The organism is Bifidobacterium mongoliense DSM 21395 (assembly GCF_000741285.1).
GTDB lineage: Bacteria > Actinomycetota > Actinomycetes > Actinomycetales > Bifidobacteriaceae > Bifidobacterium > Bifidobacterium mongoliense.
The window spans coordinates 58673-80416 of sequence record NZ_JGZE01000018.1 but is presented as its reverse complement, the minus strand read 5'-3'; the positions used below and the strand labels follow the sequence as shown (position 1 = coordinate 80416).

General features: G+C 64.2%; 17 protein-coding genes, 1 tRNA gene and 1 pseudogene. 7 read left to right on the top strand and 12 right to left on the bottom strand.

What is annotated here, in order from left to right; all coding sequences use genetic code 11:
* The 5 genes from BMON_RS07240 to BMON_RS07220 form a co-directional block, all read right to left on the bottom strand.
* Complete coding sequence (locus tag BMON_RS07240) at positions 1-1425, bottom strand: D-alanyl-D-alanine carboxypeptidase/D-alanyl-D-alanine-endopeptidase (protein ID WP_051918003.1); 1425 nt, start codon at positions 1423-1425, stop codon at positions 1-3.
* Positions 1426-1534: 109 nt separating this feature from the next.
* Positions 1535-3187 (bottom strand): hypothetical protein, encoded by a 1653-nt coding sequence (locus tag BMON_RS07235; RefSeq protein WP_033511670.1) that lies wholly within the window; start codon positions 3185-3187, stop codon positions 1535-1537.
* On the bottom strand, positions 3184-4122 hold the full coding sequence (locus tag BMON_RS07230; RefSeq protein ID WP_337588754.1) for an ABC transporter ATP-binding protein: 939 nt from the start codon (positions 4120-4122) through the stop codon (positions 3184-3186). The genes BMON_RS07235 and BMON_RS07230 overlap by 4 nt, the downstream gene beginning before the upstream one ends.
* A 124-nt stretch (positions 4123-4246) precedes the next feature.
* A complete protein-coding gene (locus tag BMON_RS07225; protein WP_033511669.1) occupies positions 4247-5473 on the bottom strand; it encodes a glycosyltransferase family 2 protein in 1227 nt (408 codons plus the stop codon).
* Positions 5470-7011 carry an AI-2E family transporter gene (locus BMON_RS07220; protein WP_051918001.1) on the bottom strand — a complete coding sequence of 514 codons (1542 nt, stop codon included), beginning with the start codon at positions 7009-7011 and terminating at the stop codon, positions 5470-5472. Before BMON_RS07220 ends, BMON_RS07225 begins: the two co-directional genes overlap by 4 nt.
* Before the next feature lie 161 nt (positions 7012-7172).
* On the opposite strand from BMON_RS07220, the gene BMON_RS07215 reads away from it, so the two are divergent.
* Both BMON_RS07215 and BMON_RS07210 read left to right on the top strand, forming a co-directional pair.
* Positions 7173-8165: a glycosyltransferase family 2 protein gene (locus BMON_RS07215; protein WP_081882984.1), complete on the top strand. Its 993-nt coding sequence runs from the start codon at positions 7173-7175 to the stop codon at positions 8163-8165.
* A gap of 136 nt (positions 8166-8301) precedes the next feature.
* A complete protein-coding gene (locus BMON_RS07210) occupies positions 8302-9075 on the top strand; it encodes a (S)-acetoin forming diacetyl reductase (RefSeq protein ID WP_033511668.1) in 774 nt (257 codons plus the stop codon).
* A gap of 190 nt (positions 9076-9265) precedes the next feature.
* Here BMON_RS07210 and BMON_RS07205 read toward each other — a convergent pair whose 3' ends face one another.
* On the bottom strand, positions 9266-10993 hold the full coding sequence (locus BMON_RS07205) for an MFS transporter (protein ID WP_202805463.1): 1728 nt from the start codon (positions 10991-10993) through the stop codon (positions 9266-9268).
* A 424-nt stretch (positions 10994-11417) separates the two neighbouring features.
* On the opposite strand from BMON_RS07205, the gene BMON_RS07200 reads away from it, so the two are divergent.
* Positions 11418-12026 carry a GNAT family N-acetyltransferase gene (locus BMON_RS07200; protein ID WP_051917999.1) on the top strand — a complete coding sequence of 203 codons (609 nt, stop codon included), beginning with the start codon at positions 11418-11420 and terminating at the stop codon, positions 12024-12026.
* 142 nt (positions 12027-12168) lie between these two features.
* Here the strand turns inward: BMON_RS07200 and BMON_RS07195 are convergent.
* Positions 12169-12573 (bottom strand): annotated as a pseudogene (locus BMON_RS07195) (DUF4186 domain-containing protein); the annotation flags it as partial.
* Positions 12574-12802: 229 nt separating this feature from the next.
* On the opposite strand from BMON_RS07195, the gene BMON_RS07190 reads away from it, so the two are divergent.
* The 3 genes from BMON_RS07190 (at position 12803) to BMON_RS10710 (ending at position 15017) form a co-directional block, all read left to right on the top strand.
* Positions 12803-14182: an MFS transporter gene (locus BMON_RS07190; RefSeq protein ID WP_081882983.1), complete on the top strand. Its 1380-nt coding sequence runs from the start codon at positions 12803-12805 to the stop codon at positions 14180-14182.
* Between the two features lie 137 nt (positions 14183-14319).
* Positions 14320-14928, top strand: coding sequence for an aspartate/glutamate racemase family protein (locus BMON_RS07185; RefSeq protein ID WP_081882982.1), 609 nt, complete (start codon positions 14320-14322; stop codon positions 14926-14928).
* Positions 14853-15017 carry a hypothetical protein gene (locus BMON_RS10710; protein WP_280524131.1) on the top strand — a complete coding sequence of 55 codons (165 nt, stop codon included), beginning with the start codon at positions 14853-14855 and terminating at the stop codon, positions 15015-15017. The genes BMON_RS07185 and BMON_RS10710 overlap by 76 nt, the downstream gene beginning before the upstream one ends.
* 47 nt (positions 15018-15064) lie before the next feature.
* Here BMON_RS10710 and BMON_RS07180 read toward each other — a convergent pair whose 3' ends face one another.
* Together BMON_RS07180 and BMON_RS07175 are read right to left on the bottom strand one after the other, a co-directional pair.
* Positions 15065-15685 (bottom strand): GNAT family N-acetyltransferase, encoded by a 621-nt coding sequence (locus tag BMON_RS07180; protein WP_051917997.1) that lies wholly within the window; start codon positions 15683-15685, stop codon positions 15065-15067.
* Positions 15686-15717: 32 nt separating this feature from the next.
* Positions 15718-16401, bottom strand: coding sequence for an NAD(P)H-binding protein (locus BMON_RS07175; protein WP_033511666.1), 684 nt, complete (start codon positions 16399-16401; stop codon positions 15718-15720).
* Positions 16402-16737: 336 nt separating this feature from the next.
* Here BMON_RS07175 and brxL point away from each other — a divergent pair, with 336 nt between their 5' ends.
* Positions 16738-18789, top strand: coding sequence for a BREX system Lon protease-like protein BrxL (gene brxL, locus BMON_RS07170; protein WP_051917996.1), 2052 nt, complete (start codon positions 16738-16740; stop codon positions 18787-18789).
* Between the two features lie 658 nt (positions 18790-19447).
* Here the strand turns inward: brxL and BMON_RS07165 are convergent.
* From BMON_RS07165 to BMON_RS07155, 3 genes are all read right to left on the bottom strand, one after another.
* Positions 19448-19519, bottom strand: a tRNA-Glu gene (locus BMON_RS07165).
* A 187-nt stretch (positions 19520-19706) separates the two neighbouring features.
* Positions 19707-20495: a tRNA (guanosine(46)-N7)-methyltransferase TrmB gene (gene trmB, locus BMON_RS07160; protein WP_123644800.1), complete on the bottom strand. Its 789-nt coding sequence runs from the start codon at positions 20493-20495 to the stop codon at positions 19707-19709.
* A 254-nt stretch (positions 20496-20749) separates the two neighbouring features.
* The gene (locus BMON_RS07155) at positions 20750-21739 is read right to left on the bottom strand and encodes an ABC transporter substrate-binding protein (RefSeq protein WP_081882980.1); all 990 of its coding nucleotides are present in this window, start codon (positions 21737-21739) and stop codon (positions 20750-20752) included.
* Positions 21740-21744: the final 5 nt, after the last annotated feature.

Sequence of the window (21744 nt, the reverse complement as noted above, 5' to 3'; positions counted from 1 at the left end):
TCACAACCCCGCCAGTGCGGCCACGAATTCGTCGATGCCGTCCCGGGCGGATTGCGGGTCCTGCGCGTTGTTCACGATGACCGCGAACGCGAGCGTTCCGCCTCGCTTGCGTGAGACGTTGCCCGTCATCGCGGTGACGCTGTCCAACGAACCGGTTTTCACGCGCAACAGACCCGCTGCGGAGGGATCGGCAAGACGGTCGAACGCGGTGCCGACCTCGCCCGGTATGGACAGCCCCGTGGCGGCCGCGGTACCGGGACCCACCTGCAGATTGTGTGCCTGGACCCTGGCGAGCACCGATGCGGTGGCCTGCGATCCAGGTGAGAGCCCGGTGCAGTCGGCCATGGTCAAACCACGCAGATCGACGTTCATCGCGCGCAACGTGGCGGTGACCGCCGAGACGGCCCCGGTGGGCGTGTTCTCACGCCTCTCGTGGATGGCGAGCAGACGTCCGAACTCCTCGGCGAGCGTATTGTCCGAATGGCGCAGCATGAAGGACATGACCTCACCGAGTGTGGCCGAATGCACGGTCGCCAGCGGCGAGATGCCGTCGGGAGCCGTACCGGCCGAAGCCCCGCCACGCACGTCGATGCCTCGTTGCCCGAGCAACGACGTGAACGCCGCGACCACGTCGGCGGCGGTATGGGCGGAAAGCTCGGGGTATTGCTCGAACACATCCGGGTTCGCGGGGCCCGGACCCCGCCACTGACGTCCGCCATCGATGGCCATCGAGGAGATCGGAGTGAAGAAGAGGTTGCCCGTATTGTTGCGCGCGATGGACGCGGGCGAGCGCACCGTGCCGAAGAGCGTGTCGTCGTAGTCGAGCCGGATCGAGGTGATGCCACGGGCCCGCAGCCCCCGGGCGGCACGATCGGCCAACGTGGCCAGACCCGCACGGCCGTTGACGTGGGCGGGGTCGCTCGCCCCCGCGCCGAGCAGCATGTCCCCGCCGCCGACCAAGGTCAGCGTGGGCTGCTGGCCTGTGGCCTGATTGAGATAGACGCGTGTGGGGAACGTGGAACCCATATCCAGTTTCGATGCGGCGGCCAGCGCCGTGAGCGTCTTGAGCGTGGATGCCGGTTCACGCGACACCGTCTCGTCGTGGCCGGCGACCTCATCGCCGTCATCGCCGACGATGGCCACGGAGTAATCCTGACCAAGTCCCTGCGTGGCGCCGAACCGATCGACCAGTCCACGCACCGCCGCGGCGTCGATGGGCACGCCCCGCGCGACGTTGCCCACGATGCGGCCGGAAGCCAGGGATACGCGCGGCCGCTCATAGGCGGGCGCGTCGATCGCCTTCATGGTCAGGGGGCCGGGAACGGTGTCGAACAGGTCGCCGACGACATACCCGGCACACAAGACGGCGGTCACCGCCGCGGCGAGCACCGACCATATGACGCGATGACGGCGGCCCGGCCCCATGTCCTGTGTATCAGCGGCCACTGCTCCCCCTTGTGAACCTGCACGGCGTATTTCAGGACCTAAGAATAGGGCCCGGATCCAACAACCCCGCGGCTCGGCGCTTCGCCGGCTACTTCTGCAGGCTGGCGAGCGACTGCAGGGTGGCCACGATGGACGGCAGGCGTCGATCCATGACCCGACCACCCAGCCACACGCCCACGGCGAGGACCAGCAGGCCGTTGGCCAGACCGACCAGGCCGGCGATCCAGCCCGGGAAGCCCACGACCAGCGACATGATCGCCACCACCCCGGTCGGCACCAGCATCACCAGCATGATGAGCATGTACAGGAACGGCATGAAGCCCTGTGCCAACGCCCGGCCCTGGGGTGAGGAGAAGGGACGGTCGATGCTCGCCACCGGGTACAGGAACAGGCAGGAGATGACCTCGGCGACCCCCAGGCCGACGTAGGCCGTGCCCAAACCCGCACCGAGGAACGTCATGAGCGACTGCCATCCCGAAACGCTGGCGGCCGAACCGGTCACGACCAGGATCACCAACCCCAGCACCCCCAGGTAGACCGTTGCTATCACGCCATAGACCCGCACGCGGCCGAGCCGGTCATCCCGGCCGGGCACCCCCACCTGCGCCTGCATGGTGAATCCTCGGCCGTCGTAAGCCAACCCGTTGCTTTCCGTGATGCTCATGAACAGGCCGCCCCAGATGAGCGACTGCCAGATGAAACCGGGGAGCTCGGTGCGGATGCCGAAGATCACGACGAACAGGATGGGCATGATGAGGATCATGGACTGGCGCGGATCGTGCCGTAGATGGGTGAGCACGCGCGCCGATATGGCGCCGGAGCGCGAATCGGGCATCCAGCCGAAAGCTCCGGCGCCCTTCACCCTGGCGCCTGCGGCTGCGGGTGGGGCCGCAACCCGATCGCGCCGCAGACACCACAGACCCACCTCGTAACAAGCCGCGATCGTCACCAGCAGTATCACCATGCGAACCAGCAGGGCGACCCACCGACCGGCCAGCACGTCGAAGGGCAACTGGAAAGCCGCGGACAACGGCGTCCACGCCAACCATCCCACGGCCGAGGAGAATCCGGAAGCCGAGAACTCGAACCGCCCCGACGCCATCGATTGTGCGAACATGTTGGGCAGCTGCGCCGCCACGACGATGAGCAGCGTCACGATCACATACAACGCATTGCTGCTGCGTTTCGACCGCATCAAGGTGCCGACCAGGGCCACGAGCATCTTGGCGATGCTGGCGATGGTCACGATCGCCAGCACGCCGGCGACGATCTGGGTGAGCACGACCAGACCTCCGGCCCGTCGGTAGGCCATTGACCACAACGTCAACGAGAGCATCCCGACGATCGAGGGCACGCCGCACAACGTCGACAGGGTCAAGCCGAGGTTGAGCGTGCGGTCGGGGATGCCGTAGATGGCGAAGTTGCGCAGGTTCATCGTCCCGCCTTCGCCGATCACCAGGATCTGGGCCAGCGCGGTAGACACGGTCACCATGGCGCCCACCACCACCATGGTCGGTTGCATGATGGCGGTCATCCAGGCGTCGTTCGCGGCCAGATCCGCGGGCAGGAGGCCGCGGAAGAACGGGATCCCGGCGAACCAGGCGACCACGCCGGTTCCGACGACCACGCCGGCACCGAACATCAGTCCGATGACGAAACCGACGACCTGCCACACCGAACGGTGCAGGGTCGCGAAGGTGAGGGCCCAGCGCAGGCGCACGATGGTGAGCAGGCGGTTCATCGGGACTCCCCCGTCTCTCGGCTCCGTCCATCCTCATCTCCGCCAGCCGGAGCCGCCGGTGACGGAGCACCACGCCACGGATCGACGCCGGCCGGCGTCGATGCCGGAGCGTCCTGCGCCCTCCCACCGTCGAGCCAGGCCAGATGCGCCGCGGCATGCCGCCCTCCGACCAGATCAAGGAACCGCTCCTCGAGGTCCTCGCCCGCCGCGACCTCGGCGACCGTGCCGGCGGCCTTGACCTGACCGTGGTCGATGACGGCGACATGGCTGCACATCTTCTGCACCATCGCCATGACATGTGAAGATACGATCACCGTGCCGCCCGTCTGCACGTATTCGATGAGGATGTCACGCAGGTTCGCGCTCGAGACGGGATCCACGGATTCGAACGGCTCGTCGAGCACGAGCACGCGCGGACTGTCGATCATGGCGGTCGCCAAGCAGATCTTCTTCGTCATGCCCGAGGAATAGTCGGTGACAGCCGTGTTGGCGGCCTCGCTCAGGTCGAAGGCCCCCAGGAGGTCGTTCGCCCGCTGCGACACCTCCGCGCGCGGCATACCGCGCAGCATGCCCGCGTACATGAGCAGCTGCATGCCGGTGAGCCTGTCGAAGATCTCCTCGGACTGCGGCATCACGCCGATGAGCCCCTTCGCCGCGTCGAGATCACGCCACACATCGACGCCCAGGATCATGGCGATGCCGGCGTCGGGTCGCAGCAGACCGGTGAGCATCGTGAGCGTCGTGGTCTTGCCGGCCCCGTTGGGTCCGACCAATCCGTAGAAGGAGCCGCTCGGGATGTCGAGCGACAGGCCGTTGACGGCGACTTTCTCACCGAACCGTTTGGACAGGCCCCTGATGGAGACCGCCGCATTCGGGTCCGGCGCCGGCAGGCCGTACATGGGTGTCTGCGGTTCGTGGAGCTGTATCTCGTTCATGGTCATTCCTTTATTGGTATCCGTGCTTATGACGTGTGATTATGACGTGGATTATGCCCGACGGGGCACGGGGCTGGCACCGAGGGGCGGCATCGGGCCCACACGCCCCGCGCACACCCCGGCATCATGCCCCGCGGTGTTCGATGGGCTTCCATTCCGCCCTGGAGAAGATGGCCTGGAACGAGATGGGCACATAGCTGAACATATAGATCGGGAAACTCAGGACATAGGCGAACAATTCCTTGTTCGTCGCGCCGATATGCCCCCGCTCGCTCACGATCGTCAGACAGGCGAGCACCATCATACCGAGGGCGCCCAGCACGCTGGCCCCCAGCCAGCCGCCCAGCGCGCCGACCTGGGTCGACCAGCTGACGAAGCCGAAGGCGGCGAACAGGAAGCCCAGCGAGAACCGTATGAGGCTCAGGAACATGAAGGGGCAGACCAGCAACGTGAAATCCACGGCGGAGAAATCCCGCTCGCGGATGGCGCGGCGGATGAGATACGGCGCGTAGTAGCGGAACACCTGCAGGAATCCCTTGCTCCAGCGCAGCCGTTGCCGCCAGCTCTGGGCGAAGGTCACCGGCTGCTCATCATACAGTATGGCCGTGCCACAGTAGCCGATCCGATCGCCGTGGAGAACCGAATCCATGGTGAACTCGAGATCTTCGGTGAGCAGGTGGAATTTCCATCCGCGATTGCGTTGCATGATCTCACGCGAGAACATGAAACCGGTGCCGCCGACATGGCAGCTCGAACCGAAGACCATGCGCGAATTGTTCAGGAACCTCGATTCCCTGATGAACCACAGCGCCGAACCCGAGGAGACCCAGTTGTCTGAGAGATTCACCGAATTGCGGTAGCTGGTCAGGATCTTGAACCCGGCGTGGAAGCCCTTGTTCATCTCCTCGAAGTAGTGGGGGTCGAGGCGATTGTCGGCGTCGAACACGAAGTAGGCGTCATACCGTTCGCTCGCGCCGGAGTCGATCATGTGGTCGAGCAGATAGCTCAGCGCGTAGCCCTTGCCCACCAGCTCCCGGTTGAACCGTTCGACGACATGGCAGCCCTTCTCCCGTACGATGCGGGCGGTGTCGTCCGAGCAGTTGTCGGCCACCAGCCAGATGTCGATGAGCGCGGAGGGGTAGGTCTGGGCGCGGATCGAATCGATGAGGTTGCCGATGACCGACTCCTCGTCACGGGCCGAGATGAGCACCGCGTAGCGCTTGTCCATCGGGGCGTCGGGGAACCGCACCTGGCGGGCGAAGAGACCGGCAAGGATGCATACTACCTGATAGACCAGGCTGACCAGGCCCAGAACCCAGATGAGGATATCGAGAATACTGAGCAGGATCATCGACGCCACCCGCTTCGCGGGTTCGTCGGCGTGCCGTCGTCCCGATGCCCGGCGCCGTCCCGATGCATAGTGTCATCCTCACGTGCGGCGTCGTCCCGGTGAGAAGCGTCGTCCCGATGCCCGGCACCCGGTTCAACACCGTTGAGGTGCTTGCCGGCACCATGTCCGGACAGGGCGTTCTTGGGTATGGCCACGGTGCGCGATTCATCGACCCCGTCGCCGTTGTCGTCGCCGTCGGATGACGGCCGCTGATGCTCGGCATAGAGCTCGCGTTGCATGCGGGCCACCTCCTCGTCGACCGGCACCCTCGCGCTCGAGCCACGCACGGCGCGGGGCATGCGTTCGCTCACGGGCTTGATCACCCGCTCGTTGAAGGCCTCCGCCCCCTCGACGACCTTGGATTTACGCACGGGGTTGGGATCGGACATCAGCGGGGAGTCGACCAGTTCGTAGCGGCGCGTATACACCTTGAAGATCGACTGCAGGCTCGCCGTGACGGGCAGGGCTAGGAATGCGCCCAGCGCGCCGAAGATCGCACCGAACACCAGGACGCACAAAAAAGCGACCGCGGGATTGAGGTCCATGGTGCGCTCGGAGATTTTCGGGGCCAGCAGCAGGTTCTCGATCTGCTGGTAGACGACGATGAAGACGAGCACCGCCAGACCGTAACCCAGGCCGTTGGAGGCCCAGGCGAAGAGCACCGGCAGCGCGCCGCCGATATAGGTACCCACGGTGGGGATGAACTGCGAGGTCAGGCCGCAGAACAGTGCCAACGGCAGCCAATAGGGCACATGGATCGCCACGAGGAAGATCGACATGCACACGGCGTTGATCAGGGCGAGTATGGAACGCGAGAACAGGAATCCGGAGATCTGGTCCTGCACGGTGGTCCAGCCCAGCAGGAACCGTCGTTGCGCGGTGGGCGCCATCCATTGGCACAGGCTCCGACGCATCTTGGGACCGGCCGCCGAAACGTAGAAGGTGACCATGGCGACGGTGAGCAGGTTGAGCAACGCCCCCAGCATGCTCACCGTGGTGCTCACGGCCTGACCGGCGAAGTTCGTGATCCACGAGGTCTGGATGTTCTTGAGTATCTCTCCGCCCAGGCTTTCCTTGGCGGGCGGACGCCACCCGGTCTGCGCGGCGAGGCTGCGCGCGAAATCGTCGTAGAGTCCCGGGAATCCGCGGGCCATGGAGATGACCTGCTGCACGAACATATTGCCGAACAGGGCGAGCAGGGCGAGGCTTGCGACGATCAGTCCGATGAGGCTCACGGCCGATGCCGCTCCGCGTTTCCAGCCATGGCGCACCAACCGGATCACCAGCGGCTCGATCGCCAGGGCGATGAACAGGGCGATGATCACATCGAGCACCACGAAGTCGACCTTGCCCCAGGAACGCCAGACGAACACCGAGAGGAACACGGCTATCGCGACATACAGCAGGGCGCGTCCCCACCAGTCCGGAGGTCGTCGGGAGTCTCCTTTCGCGGGGAACACCGCAGCCAGATCAATCGTCTTTCCATCACGTGAACTCATGACTGCCATGGTACATAAAGGCCGCCATATCGACGCCCGTTTCGGGACCGATGCCGACCCCGGCTCGAGGGCTCCCGTTGGTGCCGCCGCACGACGCCGAAGCCCCGTCACCATTCACTGGTGGCGGGCCTGTGTAGACATCGCAGTTTATTCTGGTACCCATGCTGAACGTTTCGATAGTGATTCCTGCGTGGAACGAGCAGGACCGCATCGCCGATTGCCTGACCAATGCCCTGCGGCAGAGCGTCGCACCTCACGAGGTCATCGTGGTCGACAACCGGTCGACCGACGATACCGTCGGCGTGGTCCGGGATTTCATCCGCGACCACCCCGAGGCGCCGGTCAGACTACTGCACCAGGACGCCGAGCAGGGGCTGATCCCCACGCGCAACTACGGTCTCAACCACGCCACCGGTGACATCCTGGGGCGCATCGACGCCGATTGCATGCTCAAACCCGACTGGGTCGAGGTCGTCACCGCCCTGTTCACCGACGACCCGCGGGCCATGGGGGTGACCGGACCGGTGCTGTATTACGACATGCCCGCTCGTCGCGTCGGCCTCAAGGGCGACGACAAGATACGCCGCGAGACCTATCGCGCCGACGGCAACCGCGTCCTGCTGTTCGGTTCGAACATGGCGTTGCGCGCCACCGCCTGGCATGCCATCTCGGGCGAGGTATGCCGCGACAAGGACGACGTGATGCACGAGGACGTGGATGTCTCGCTGCATTTGTTGGGCAAGAACATGAAGACGGTGTATGCCCGGACCATGATCTGCGCGATCTCGGCCCGCCGCATGGACACCTCGCTGAGCTCGTTCCGCACCTACATGAAACGCTTCAACAACACGTTCAGGGCGCACCCCGACCACTGGCGCAACCGCAAGTCAGAACACGCGCTCTTCGCCCTCTACCCCGGGCTGCGCCTGCTCTACCCCATGTACCAGAAGTATCTCGATGCGCTCGATATCAATCCCGCGGAACGCGTGTGGTTCCACGAGCACATGGATCTGGAGGACGCGCAGGACGACGACATGGACAACACCATGAGGACCGACTCCACGCACGACCATTCGATGCGCAACGATCACGCTGCATCCATGCCCGGCGTCACCGCATCCACCACCGCGGGCACCGCGACGCCCATGCCATAGGACGGCGTCACGACCGTCCACCAATGCACTCGTAGGCGACACTCCGTGGTGTCGCTTACGCAACTCTGCATGGTTCGGTATTACGATGAGTGTCACAGCCGTTTGAACAACAGCCGTTTGAACAAAGGAGTCGACTATGACACAACCAGTGGCTTTGGTAACCGGCGGTGGGCAAGGCATCGGAGCAGCGATCTGCAAGCGTTTGGCCAAGGACGGCTTCGCCGTCGCGGTCGCGGATCTCAATGAGAAGACGGCCGCCGACACCGTCGCGCAGATCACGGCGGCGGGCGGCAAGGCGACCGCCATCGCACTCGACGTATCGAACCGCGAAGCGTTCTCCGCGGCGGTCGACCGGGCCGCGAGCGAATTGGGCGGATTCGACGTCATCGTCAACAACGCGGGTCTCGGGCCCACTACCCCCATCGACAGCATCACCCCCGAACTCTTCGACAAGGTCATGCACGTCAACGTGGCGGGCACCATCTGGGGTATCCAGGCGGCGGTGCGCAAGTTCCGCGAGCTCAAGCACGGCGGCAAGATCATCAACGCCACCAGCCAGGCCGGCGTCGTGGGCAACCCGAATCTCATGCTCTACAGCTCGACCAAGTTCGCCGTGCGAGGCCTCACCCAGGTCGCCGCCCGCGACCTGGCGAAGGAGGGCATCACCGCGAACGCCTTCGCCCCAGGGATCGTGAAGACCCCGATGATGATGGACATAGCCCATCAGGTCGCCCAGAATGCGGGCAAGGACGACGAGTGGGGCATGTCAACCTTCTCCAAGGACATCGCCATGGGTCGTCTGTCGGATCCTGAGGACGTCGCGGCCGCGGTCGCGTTCCTGGCGGGCCCCGATTCGAACTACATGACCGGCCAGACCCTCATCGTCGACGGCGGCATGCAGTTCCACTGAGTCGTTCCCCTGCCCGCCGCTGATCCCGACCTGATGATTCCCGTGGGAGGCGCGGGGCAGCAGAGCGCCGCCGTACGCAATGGAGCGTACGGTGGCGCTCTGCTCCGTAGTCGTGACGATCGACTGTCGATATCGTACGTCGTGGAAGGCGTACAATCCGCGGCCAACGCACGACGGCGCACCGAACGGTCTAATGCTGCGGCGGGTGCGCATCACCCGCCGCCTCGGCCCCCTCGACCGGAGCGTGCACATCGCGATCCGGTTCCTTCCATGCGGCCGCGATGGCCTCGACGGGCATGGTGTGCAGGTCCTTGGCGGGTATGTCGTCCTGCGTCGCGACGATGGTCGCCGCCTCGGCCCGCGTCTCCACGGCGGGCATCGAACCCATAAGATGTTTGCCGGAGGTCTCCGGCACCATCCATATCGCCACACCGCCGATGCACGCGAAGAACATAGCGTACCACGCAGGTACATACCGATTCCCCGTGGCTTCGATCAGGGCCTGGATAATCAACGGCGCGGTGCCGCCGAAGAGTGAGACGCCGACGTTATAGGCGGCGGCCATCCCGGCGAAACGCGAGCTGGTCGGAAACAGCGCGGGGATGGCTGAAGCCATGACGCAGATATACGCCGATGTCGGCAAAGCCACCAGTACCAGACCGAGGTGTAGGCCCCATGAGGTGTGAGTGTGCAACAACATGAAGGCAGGCAGCATAAGCACCAGCGTGCCCACGACGGCCATGGTGAAGACGGGCCGTCGACCGATCCTGTCCGACAGCGCGCCAACGATGGGCAGCAACACCGCGACAAGCACCAATACGGGGATGGTCGCCGCGGCGGAGGTCACGGGTCCAGCCCCCATCTCGTTGCCCAGATACGTGGGCATATAGCTGGTCAGCGTATAGGAGACCGTGTTCCCGGCAGCCACGATCATGATGCCGAGGATGATCTCCCGATGAAAGTTGCGCAGCAGCCCCATGGTGCCGTGATGCCCGAACACCCGCTTATCACGCGCCTCCGGGCTGAGCATCGCGAGACTCCAACGCCCACGTCGACGCAGCCGGGGCCGAGACTCCTCGGCATCCCCCTCCTCCTCGAAATGCGGGGTCTCCGGTATCCTCACCCGCAGGTAGATCGCGAGCGCCCCAAGGGGAACCGCCATGAAGAACGGTATCCGCCATCCACCGTTGACCATGGCGTCCGGACCCCAGTACCGCTGCGAGACGTACGTGGTCAGAGCGACCGCGCCGGCACCGCAGGCAAAGCCGAGATACGAGCCGACATCCAGCCACGAGCTGTAGTATCCACGCCGTTTATCCGGTGAGAATTCGGAAACGTATGTTGCGGCTCCCGCGTATTCACCGCCGGTCGAGAACCCCTGAATGATCTTGAGCACATAGAGGGGGATGGGTGCCCACAGGCCGATTTGCGCCGCGGAGGGCATCACGCCGATCAGCGACGTCGACAACGCCATCACCGACATGGTGGCGAACAACACCTTCTGACGGCCGATCCGATCCCCGAGCGGACCAAGGATGAAACCACCCAACGGCCGCGCGAGGAAACTCACCGCGAACCCGAGCAACATGACCAGAAGGCCGATCGACCGAGGCATGCCCTGCGTGAACACGGTGGTCATGACGATGGTGAGATACCCGTAGATGCCGAAATCGAACCATTCCATGAAATTGCCGACCGCCGTGCCAAGCACCGCATGACGCACATCCTCCTGCTCGACCACGACGATATCGTCCTGCCTCAGCCTACGCAGCCGCGGCAGCCGCATCCCACCCCAATGATGTGTCTTGAGCCCCCGTGCGGACCGCGGCGGATCCGCGGCGAGCCGGGAGTCACCGCGCTCACCTTTCCCCTGGCCGTGTTCATTATCGTGTTGTTCAACGTCGTTTTGAAATTGCATATTCCCCTTGGGCTACACGGTCGCCATGCGATGACGCGGACCGTTCGACACTTGATATCGTCACTCGGGCGATGCACGGAGGCATGGAGGCGGCCATGGCCATGACCTGCCGATCATCATGTCATATCACGCGCATTGCGCCGGACGCGGCCACGTCGGGCCGCGCGCATTTGGCGCGGGGACTTTCCCCCACATGATGTCGTGCACCATGCATCGCGCCAAAGAGTCCGTCTAGCTTACCGCATGGGCTGGATAGTGACCGGCGTTCGCCTGACGATCCAGCTCCGCACGCCCGGCTTCAACGCCTGAGATACCTATCCTCCGATGCCGGATATACCGCCGTGCGCCGAGCTGGTTGTTCTGCCGGTATCATGGGCGCATACGCCGTACACACTCCACGGCGTGCACGAGCAAGGAGCGGATCATGACCGAAACCATATCGACGTCGGCATCCCGGTCACCTCGGACCCCGACGCTCGTCACCCGGCGCCTCGTCCTGCGCCCGTGGCACATCGACGACGGGGCGGATGCCAGGTCGTTGTTCCTTTACGCCAGAGATCCCGCAGTCGGCCCCTCGGCGGCATGGCCCCCGCACACCAGCGAGACGCAGAGCGCCGAGATCATCCGCACCGTGCTTAGTGCTCCACAGACGTTCGCCGTCGTACTGAAGCCCGGGGACGAGGCGGTCGGATCCATCGGGCTCAAACCATTGAGTGGGCTCACCGAGGCAGACGACACGGAACGGCGCGACGCTATGGAGATCGGATACTGGATCGGCACACCCTTCTGGGGCCGCGGCCTCATCACGGAAGCGGCGCGCGAGGTGCTGCGCCACGGGTTCGAGGACCTGGGGCTTGCGGCGGTCTGGGGTACCCATGACCTGACGAACATCAGTTCCTCGAAGGTGATGGACAAGCTGGGGCTCTCCCTTATCCGCGTACATCGGCATGCCCACCTGGCGTTGCTCGGCGAGGTGTACCGAGACGAGGCGGTGCGTCGCATCACGGCGGCGCAGTGGCGCGGACGGCGCTGAACGAATCGTGCCGCCCGACGGTCCCGTCGAGAACACGCAGTCGGCACGACGGTGATCAGAACAGCGTCGGCTGCTTGGGCGTTCCCGCCCGACCCCGACCTCTCCCCCGCTTTCGCGGCTGCACTGAGGCGGGGGTCGGGCGGGGATGGGCGTCGAGATCGCGCTGGATCCACGCCGTGACCAATGTCGCCAACCGCTCGATCTGGCGATCCGACAATGTGACACCTACCGGTATGCCATGCCAACGGGCGATACATGATCGACAGCACGTGGCGGTGGCGTGCTGGGCCACGAACACCGGGTGCCCGCGGTACGGGGTCTGTTTGCCGTCCTTGAACGGCCTGGCCGCACCGACCCTAGCGCGCAGCAGCTCACGAGCGTGTCCTGCGACGACCGGAATGCCCTTGGACCACGCATAGGCGCGGTCGGCGGCGCCCAGCGAGAACGAGGCCCGGAACTTCGAATGCGACAGGCGGTCCAGAAGCTCGGCGGCGTAACGGGCGTCGTCATCCCCGGCCTCGGGGCCATGGTCGAGCGCATCCCGCATCGTTTCCATGTCATCCACCGTACAACCGCCACCCTCCTCACACCGCATCCCGGCGCTTCGATGCGTGCCAAATGACCATGTCATCCCTCCTTGTAGTATTGGACCGGTTCGATAACCACGCTCACACGCACCGGCACCATGTCCACCCGACCGAGCGGACGATGTCGCGCCGGAGAAGAGACCGAAGTACCGTACTCCTCCTTCACGGCTGCCAATAAGGACACACTTCATGGAACACACGCCACAATCCTCGATGGCCGGTGCGCAGGACGCCACGCTCGCATCCGACGCCGTGCCCACGCGCGGCGATGAGGTCGGTGCCGACGGCCACCGGCCCACGCACGTCGAACTCGTCCGCATCGGCGTGGGTTTCACGCTCAGCGCCATCGCCTGCGCCATCCCCTGGGTGGCGTTGAGTTCGATCATCCTGCCCCGTGTGCTCGAGTCGATCGACCCGGCCAGCAAGGAATCGATGCTGGGCATCATCAACGCCGCGGGTTCGGTCGTGGCGTTGCTGTCCAACGTCATCTTCGGCAGCCTGTCCGACCACACCCGTTCGCGCTTCGGCAAGCGCTCGCCGTGGATCATCGTCGGCGGCATCCTCGCCGGCCTGAGCATCGGCGCGTTGGCCTTCACGCAATCGCAGATCATGATCATCGTCCTGTGGTGCCTCTCCCAGGTCGGGTACAACATGATGCTCGCCCCCTATGTGGCGACCATGTCGGACCGGGTTCCCGAGAAGTTCCGCGGCACGATCTCCGGCTTCTACGGCGCGGGCATCGCCGTGGGTCAGACGCTCGGCTCCTTCATCGGCGCCCGACTGTTGGCCCGTGGCGAGGCTGGCATCTTCGCCGGCTGGATGATGGGCCTGGTCATCTTCGCCTCGATCGGCATCATCGTCGTCGCCATCTGGCTCCGCGAGCGGCCCAGCACCGACGAAGGCACAACGCGGTTGGACGCGAATGCCATCATCGAAGGCTTCCGTCCTCCCCGCCACGCCCCTGATTTCTACTTCGCCCTCACCGGACGAACGCTCATGATGGCCGGCTACTGGATGATCAACACCTACCAGCTCTTCATCGCGCAGGACTACGTTTTCGCCGGTGACCCGCAGGCGACGCTCAAAGCCGCCTCCACCATCGCCACCATGGCCGTCATCACGTTGGTCGTATCGCTGATCGCCGCCGTGGGCGCAGGCCCCATCACCGATAGGATCGGCCGCCGCAAGCTCCCCGTCGCGCTGGCCAGCTGCCTGTTTGCGCTCGGCGCGCTCATGCCGTTGCTCTTCCGATCCGCGACCGGAATGTACCTCTTCGCCGGCATCGCCGGATTCGGTTACGGCGTCTACAACGCCATCGATCAGGCGCTCAACGTATCGGTGCTCCCCAACCCCGATGAGGCAGGCAAGGATCTGGGCATCCTTAACCTGGCGAACACCCTCTCGACCGTGCTCGGCGCGCTCCTGACCCCGGTGACCGTCATCATCGTCAAATCCATGATGAACACCACGAGCACCCCCGAGGTCGCGTATTCCGTCGTGTTCGTCACGTCGATCATCATCGTGCTCATCGCGGCCGGCCTGATCATGCGCATCCGCAGCATCAAATAGCGCCGACCACCCGTCGTCCCATCCGATGCCCCCGAAACAATCGGGGGCATCGCTAGTATCGGACGTATTCACTATCGAATGTACCCGGTGCATCTCAACATGCCGGACACGATACAGACAACCGGAACGGTGGCGACATGAAACACGTGGGCATCATCAGCGGCATCGGCCCCGAAGCGACGATGGGCTACTACCGGGCAATCATCGCGGGCGTCCAGCAGGCGAAACACAGCACCGCGGTACTGCCCGAGATCAGCATCCGGAGCATCGACATGTACCGCATGTTCTCCATGCTCGACCGGGAGGACTACCCCGCGGTCGAAGCCTATCTCGGCGATGCGGCCGAGGACCTGCGCCATGGCGGCGCCGACTTCGGTCTCATGTGCGGCAACACCCCGCACATCGTGTTCGACGGCATCCAACGGCGTACCGCACTCCCCCTGCTGAGCATCGTCACCAGCGCCTTGCAGGAGGCACAACGCCGAGGTCTGCATCGGCTGGGCCTGCTCGGTACGAAGTTCACCATGCACCATGACTTCTTCACATCGGCGTTCCAAGCGGCGGGCATCGCCATGGTCACCCCTGAAGGGCCGACCAGGAGCTCATCCATGCCCGTATCGTGGACGAGCTGGAGCAAGGCATCGTGCGCGACGAGACACGGACGCTGCTGTTGGGTATCGTCTCCCGCATGGTCGCCGAACATGGGCTGGACGGCATCGTGCTCGGGTGCACCGAACTCCCGCTGATCCTCTCCCCTGAGAACATGCCGGTGGCCACGCTTGATATCGCCGACATCCACATCCGGGCCATCGTCGCCCGGATTCTCGCGGACTGACGAAGCCGGTCAGCGCCCTACCGTAAGCGCCACAACGCCCTTCGCCCTCACCATCCCACTTCCAGCGAGACGACCGCACGCGTGGGGGTGGGATGCGAGATGACCGTGAACCCCGCATGCAGGAACGTCGTGAGGGCACCGACAAACATGGAGTTGCTGGATGGTCGGGCAACGGTGTTGTCGATCGGATAGGCTTCAATCACCCTCGCACCCCGTTCGCGCGCATATCGAACCGCGGCATCCACCAACACCGCCTCCAGTCCTCGACGTCGGTACTTCGTGCGAATCGAAGCACACGTGATGGCCCAGACATCATCGGCTTCCAACGGTTCTTTGGTACCTGATTTCATGACGCGCGAGTTGAGTACACGCCGCTGGACCATTCGCGGACCCACCCGCATCCAACCCGCCGCATCCTCGCCGACATACACGATGATGCCGGGGGCGGGCTCATCGTCGACCTCATCGTGAAGCGCCTTCCTCCGCTGGTCGACAGTCGTCGACCGCCACTGCCCGGCGGTCATGACGGGCCATGCGCATTGGCAGCTTCGACCATCGCCCCCGCCGACCAAGACGGTCTGCAGATCATCCCACCGGTCGGCGGTCGCCGGATGCGTCGTGATCGGTTCCACGGCAATCGGTTCCGCGGTGGTTTGCTCGGTGATCATTGGCTGCCCCGCCTTCCTTGCCATCACGCGCCCTAGGAACGGACGGGATCGCGGTCGGCACCGATGGCACGTTCGATCGGGGTAGCACCGTCATGGAACGAGATGGTCCGACCCGCCGTCGCATCGTCGGCCAGTACGGCGACGACGACCGCGGCCACGTTGCCACGCGAGGTCGGGGGAAGCGCCGTATACGGTTCCTCCGGATTGCCAACGTCGATGAGGCCCGACGGATCCTGCATCGTCAATCCCGTGGGCCCGAGAATCGTCCATGCCAATGACGAGGCCCGCAGATGGGCATCCGCGGCGGCCTTCGCCTCGGCGTAAGGGCGGAAACCGTCCGATGGGCCCAAGCGGTCGAGATCGCGACCGGCGCCCCAGTACGACACCATGACATAGCGGTCCACGTGGGCGAGCGCGGCTGCGTCCATGCTGCGCATCGCCGCATCACGATCCACGCCGTACGTGCGCTCCGGGGACCCTCCTCCGGCACCGGCGGACCATACGACCGCATCGGCCCCGCGGAACACCTCGGCCATCTCCTCGACGCCGGCCATCTGCATGTCAAGCACCACCGGCTCGGCGCCACATGCCGCCACATCGGCGACCTGCGCCCGGTCTCGGATGATGGCGTTGACCGTGTCGCCTCGGGCCGTCAACAACGGTTCCGTCAGCCTGGCAACCTTGCCATGCCCTCCTACGATCACATAGGTACTCATAACCCGTCTCCTTCCGTGCGTGGCCCCGCCCGTCGTCACGCTCTGTTTTCTCCGTCACGCACCGTTTTCTCCGTCACGCACTGTGGCGACGTGCCCTACACCGCACGCCTCGCCCCGGACGGACCATGGCGATTGCCATCCTACCCGGCATGGCACTGACGATGCGCGGACAGTGCGCGGACGGCTGAGGAGTTGTACCCGACCCCGCGGGCTGCGTAGACTCGAGGGAAGAACGTGCGGCCGGAGGTCGACGGTCGATGCGGACGATAGGTACATCCGCCATTGATATTCGCGGCGACCGGCCACACGAACCACGGGCGACTCGAAGGTGAGGATATGACGATGATGCGTGATCTTCGGCCACCGGAGGAGACGAACGAGCTGGATCGCAAGATCAGTGAGGCGTTTCCCGGTCGCATCGTGCGCAAGGATCTCGCGGCCGAACTCAAGGAACACGCCCCGGTGCCGTCCTACGTGGTCGAACACCTACTCAGCGACCAAACCGCCAAGGCCGATCCCACAGGCACCGACGACGACGTCGCGCGGGTGCGCACCATGCTCGCCACGAATGCGGTACGCCGGGAGGAGGCGCCGGGTATGCAGTCGCGGATACGCGAGCGCGGCTTTTACGATGTGATCGACCAGGTCCAAGTCACGCTCAACGGGAAACTCGACCAATACGAGGCGCGATTTTCCAACCTCGGCATCAACCAGGTCACCATCGACGCCGCGCTTGTGGTGCGCGACCCGAAACTGCTGACCACCGGCATCTGGTGCATGTGCCGGATCGGGTACAAACGCGACGGCGCATCACGGACCGCGCCGTGGCGCATCCTCGATCTCAAGCCGCTGCAGACATCGCGCGACGATCGTGAGCATTACATCGCGATGCGTCCTAAATTCAGCGATGAGGAGTGGATCGACCTGCTCATGCGCTCGGTCGGTCTCAACCCGAGCATGTTCGGCGAGCGCATCAAGCTCCTGCATCTGGTGCGTCTCATCCCCTTCGTCGAATCCAACTACCGGCTGCTCGAGCTCGGACCCAAAGGCACAGGCAAATCGCATACCTACACCGAGTTCTCGCCGCACGGCACGCTCGTATCGGACGACGACCCGGTCGCATCCCGGCTCTTCAGGGACGACGGTGAGGCACCCGGCGACCAGGTCAGGCATTGGGACACCGTGGCGTTCGACGAATTCTCGGGCCGCGATCTCGTCGCCACCATGAAACGCCACATGGATGGCCCGGTGCCCTCTGCCACCACACAACCCGAGCGGCGTGAGGCGAGCCTGGCGTTCGAGGGTAATACCAGCCATAACGTGCCCTATCTGCTCAAGCACGCCGATCTGTTCGACGAGTTGCCCCCGCAGTACCACGACCCGGATTTCCTGGACCGCATCCATTACTTCCTGCCCGGCTGGGAGTTCGAACAGGTTCGCGCCGAAGTGTTCTCCCATGGCTACGGTTTCGTCGTGGACTATCTTGCTCAGATCCTCCATCGGTTACGCGAGATCGACTTCAGTCGTGCGTTCGAACGGCACTTCACGCTGTCACGGACGCTCTCCGCACACGATAGGGAAGGCGTGGCCAAGACCTTCTCCGGCCTGATGAAACTCATGCACCCGGACGGTCAGGCCTCTGCGGAGCAGATGCAACCGCTGCTGCGTTGCGCCATGGAGGGGCGTAAGCGGGTCACGGATCAGCTGCATCGGATGGACGGCACGACCTCGGAGAGCGATTTTAGTTACACCCGAGTGGGCCCGGACGTTCCGGTCGCCGTGTGGATCTCCGTGCACACCCTGGAGGAAGGAGACTATCCCGAACTCTACGGGCGCCGGCAAGGCGATGGCAACGTACATGACGCCGCCCCCAGCATCGAACGGACAGGCGCACAGGAAGGCCACGTCGCCTTCACGGAGAACCAGACCGGTGTCACCTATGACGGGCTGTTCGGCCCGTACATCGCCGGCGCCGCCAGGATCGTGCTCAAGGACCCCTATATCCGCAAGCCCTACCAGATCCGTAATTTCACGGAGTTCCTCGAGACCGTCCTCATGTTCACTGATCGCACCGAGGAGGTGCACGTGCATCTGGTGACGCGCCGCAACGACGGCAGGTTTGCATCCGAGCAGACCGAGAAGTTCTCCGAAATCCAATCGACCTTCGGTCGCCTCGGCATCACCTTCACCTATGAATTCGACGACACCGGGCACGACCGCTCCATCGTCACCGATACGGGCTGGCGGGTTGTCCCCGGCCGCGGACTTGACATCTATCAGCCGTACAACGACGGCAACTGGCTCAACCCGCTCACCAGACGGCAGCAGCTACGCCGTGTGCGGGCCTTCGAAGTCACGACGATCAGGACGGATCAGTCGGATATTTAACCACGTGTGGTGTACTGGGATTACGAGATTACGTCAATACCGCCGGCCGAAACACTGTGGTCGGTGCCTTATTCCTTCGGCTGGTACGGTCGGCCGCCCCAAGAACACATGGTGGTTCGTGCCCTGCACCCGCTCTCGGACACCCGTTGCAGCACCCACGGCCCATCGATGTGTATGACTTCGACCTGTATTCGCCGGAAAAGGGCACAATCATGGGCCATTCCGGAGCGAGTTTGCAAGTTTTGAGAACTCACTCAAGTAGAACAGGCATTTTTTGGCTTAACGACGGTGGGAATCTCAACGATTTCAGGCGTTGATACTCTCGGAAGTTCTCAAAACTTGCAAACTCGCTCCTCCCATGCACGAAATACAATTGCCGAGGGCTTTCCTGACGATCCATACGACGATCGCCCCGCACGAGCATGACCATGAACCAGTCAGTGGTTCGGTCCAGATTCCCTGAATGATGCCGCGGTGTGCTCCCGTCAGAGCTCAGCACACCATCCATCTCTGACTACACTTTGGGCACACTTTTCCAAGAAAACCCGTGAAACACATGATTTCCCGTGAACATACACGGAAGAGAGAACAACCATGAAGCCCAGTCGGCAGTAGCCGAGACGTACTGCCGACTGGCAATACGGAAACGCAGGAAAAGTACCCCCCGAGAGAGTCGAACTCTCGTTGTCAGATTGAAAGTCTGGTGTCCTAACCGTTAGACGAGGGGGGCTAACAAACTCAACCAGCTTAGCGTACCAGCGGCCGCACTGGCAAGACGGCGTGTTGCACGGAACGGCGGCGGGGCAGTGTGAGCGATCCGGGGGCTCAACACACGCAACACACTCGGTGCACCCGATTACGGCCGTAACGCGCCGACGCAAAGATGCCGAGTCAACCTGTCACACGCCAATCCCCCATTACACCGCCTGATAGGTGAAGTCGTGGATACGACGACCCGCGGCGATCCCTTTGCGCTCGAAATTGGTGAGAATCCGGCCGTCGAACCGTTCGGATTCAAGGAAATCCGCATGGGGCATGGCCTGTGCCATCCCAGCGGTGCCTTTGCCCACGTGCTCCGTGGGCAGACTGACCGTCACCGAACCGGCATTGCGCATATCGGCGCGCCCGTCCATGACCTCATGCACATGCAGCGCATAGTCCTCGATGTCGGTGGCGATGCGCCAGACGCCCCCGGGCACCAGCACCCGACGGATAGCGTCGGCGAACGCCGGCTGGACGATGCGCCGCTTGTGGTGACGCATCTTGGGCCAGGGGTCGGGGAAGAACGTCCACACTTCAGCGGCCAGCCCCGATTCGGCGACCTCGAACAGCGCCGGGGCGTTGACCTGGGCGATCCTGAGGTTATCAAGCCCCTGCTTACCCGCGAGCAGCAGGGTGTGGGCAATGCCCGGGTCGTAGACCTCGAGTGCGAGGAAGTTCATGTCGGGCCGGGCCGCCGCGGCCGCGACGATGTTCTCACCCTGCCCCGTGCCGACCTCGACGATCAGCGGATGATCGTTGCCCCAGGCCCGCTCGACCAGCGCACGGTCGAACCGCACACCGAGACGCACGCCCAATCGTGCGCCGCCAGCGTCTATCGGCAGCATATAGCGATCCTGATAGGTCTCCTTGGCCCGCTCGAGCCGTTCGTCGAGGCGTTCCCTGCGCCGCACGAACGACAAGACGACACGCCGGGCCCCGGACATACCGTGCCCGCCTTCGCCCGCCGCATCATGGGCCGCATTATCGGCCGCATCATGGGCCGCATCGGGAATCTCGCCGGCGGGGTCGGTCGGGGGCAGGTGAGGGAGCTGGTCGTTACGCATGACTCCCCACTATAAGCGGACCGCGGGAGCGCACCTCACGGCATCACCCCGGCAGCCCATCGACCCATCGCGGAATCAACCGTCCACCGTCCACCATGAATCCATTCCCCCCACCAACCCATCGTGACGCCGTCTCAAGCCCGGAGGGGCACGCGGATCAGCCCACGTCCTCGAGCGACAACGGCCGTGGCATCGGATCGGCTGCGGTTGGGCAGAAGCGCGTTGGTCACGCAGTCGCCGTCGATGGCCCGCATCGCCCGATCCTCGGGCACGCTCAGATGCCCGTGCTTCGCCATCCAGGAGGTGTAGCTGCGCACCATGTCGAGGTTCGCGACACCCCAATTGCCCTGATCGTCGAACCATGACGGCGTCACCGCGTCGAGCGAGGCGCGCAGCACCTCGTGATCGATGTGGCACAACGCCGGCTGCAACGCATGCACGGCCTCGTCGGGCCGTTCACAGGCCAGTGCGTAGCCGCGCGCCGTCGCATCGGCGAAATGACGGACCAGTTCGGGATTGCGGTCGAGCATCTCGCGGCGTACGGAGACGTAATACGAATGGTGCGGCGCCACGTCATCCGCGAACGGCAGGACCACGACCCGATCGAACGGCAGCGACCCCTGGTAGGGCTCCCACCACGCGACGTTGATGAAGGCGTCGAATTTGCCGCGCTCCACGGAGCGGATATCCGGCTCCCATTCGCCGGGGTCGATGGTGACGATCTTCGAGAAGTCGCCGCCGTCGCGCTCCACCGCCTCCTTGAGCTCGGTGTACAGGCGCTTGACCCCCATGGGGATGCACACGCGCTTGCCTTCGAGATCGCGGAACCGCCGGATGCCGGTGGAGGTGTTGGTGATGATGCCGCCGATCTGACATTGGTTCATGACGGCGAACGAGATGAGCGAGGACTCTCCCTGCTGGTGGAACAACAGCTGATTGAGCCGCACCAGCGCGATGTCGACCTCTCCCCCGGCCAGCAGATAGGCGGGGTCGCCGCGGAAGAAGTCGCCGCTGGTGAATTCCACATCCATTCCGTAATCTGCGTAGTACCCACGTTCCCGCGCCAGGTACATGCCGGCGTGGTTCGTCCACGGATGTGCGTATTCGAGTCTGACTCTGAGCATGATGG